This window comes from Motilibacter deserti, from assembly GCF_011250635.1.
In the GTDB taxonomy this organism is placed as follows: domain Bacteria; phylum Actinomycetota; class Actinomycetes; order Motilibacterales; family Motilibacteraceae; genus Motilibacter_A; species Motilibacter_A deserti.
Genome location: NZ_JAANNP010000233.1, coordinates 1 through 1,318, shown reverse-complemented (window position 1 = coordinate 1,318; position 1,318 = coordinate 1). Strand labels below are relative to the sequence as shown.

Genomic DNA, 1,318 nt, shown 5'->3' with positions numbered 1-1,318 from the left:
GCGAGACCGAGTACCCGATCGACTCCCTCGGCGCCTGGAACATGGCCGTCGGGTTCGGGTTGATCCTGGTTGGGTTCTTCCTGTCGATGCGCTGGCGCTGAGGCCGGTCGCCCGGGTGTCGCGCCCGCCGCTGCCGGCGCGACACCCGGGGTTCGCCCCGCGTTCGCCCGGGCGACTTACACGGCTGTAGTTCTCCACAGGCCTTCTCCACAGTGTGGAGAACTCCGCCCCTCGACGCCGGGGCGGGCGGAGCCACCGCCCCCGCAGCGCCTGATGCACGCGTCGACGATGCTCGGCGTCAGCCCCGCGCGCAGTCGAAGTACGCCTGCCCGCCGGCGGGGTGCGCCACCTCGCAGCCGACGACCTCGCCGACCGAGGAGTCCAGCAGGTCCGCCGATCGCCACGTGACCAGCGCGAGCGCGACGACGAGCACGGCGGCCATCCCCGCGCCCTGCACGAGCGTCCGCCGCGCCCGCGGGGCGTACGCGAGGGCGGCGGCGGCCACGGCACCGGTGGCGAGGCCGCCGGCGTGGGCCCGCCAGTCGACCCCGGCGACGATGAAGCCGATGGCGAAGTTCACCGCGATGAGCGCGTAGAGGCCGCTCGCGTCCATCCGCAGCCGCTTGCTGACGACCAGCTGCGCGGCGAAGAGCCCGAAGACCGCCCCGGACGCGCCGACGCTCGCGGTCCCGAGCGGGCTGAAGGCGTACGACGCGGCGCAGCCGCCGACCGCGGAGACCAGGTAGAGCGCGGCGTAGCGGGCCCGGCCGAACGCGGCCTCGAGGTTGGGGCCGAAGAGCCACAGGGCGTACATGTTGAACAGCAGGTGCAGCACGCTGCCGTGCAGGAACGCCGCGGTGACGAGGCGGTACCACTCCCCGGTCGCGATGCCGTTGTAGTAGGAGGCGCCGTCGTAGCCGACGACCATCGCGAAGCGCTCCTCCAGGCGCAGGTCCGGGGCGATCTCGCCGAGCAGGAAGACGACGACGCAGGCGCCGACGAGGATCTTGGTGACGTAGCCGGGGTCGTCGGCCACGCGGCCACCGAAGATCGTGCGGGCGCTGCGGGTCGTCCGGGCCGCGGCCTTGACCTCGTCCGGGCACTGGAAGCCGACCGAGGCCGGGACCATGCAGTCGGGGCAGATCGGGCGGTTGCAGCGGGTGCAGCGCACGTGCGCTTCGCGGTCGGGGTGGCGGTAGCAGGTGGGCACGCCCGACGGGGCCGGTCCTCCGGGCGCCGCGGGTGGCTCAGCGGTCGTCATGAGCGCGACGGTACGCGACCGGGAGGCCGCGGGAGCAGCGGAGACGCACGACGGCCG

2 protein-coding genes are annotated in these 1,318 nt (G+C 74.1%); one reads left to right on the top strand and one right to left on the bottom strand.

The window, feature by feature from the left end; translation table 11 throughout:
• Positions 1-17: 17 nt before the first annotated feature.
• Positions 18-101, top strand: coding sequence for a cell division protein CrgA (locus G9H71_RS25640; protein ID WP_407939790.1), 84 nt, complete (start codon positions 18-20; stop codon positions 99-101).
• 197 nt (positions 102-298) lie between these two features.
• Here G9H71_RS25640 and G9H71_RS22700 read toward each other — a convergent pair whose 3' ends face one another.
• Complete coding sequence (locus tag G9H71_RS22700; RefSeq protein WP_166285006.1) at positions 299-1,261, bottom strand: rhomboid family intramembrane serine protease; 963 nt, start codon at positions 1,259-1,261, stop codon at positions 299-301.
• Positions 1,262-1,318: the final 57 nt, after the last annotated feature.

Coding starts and splice junctions, on each gene's coding strand:
- G9H71_RS22700 (WP_166285006.1), bottom strand. CDS start 1,261: ATGACGACCGCTGAGCCACCCGCGGCGCCCGGAGGACCGGCCCCGTCG.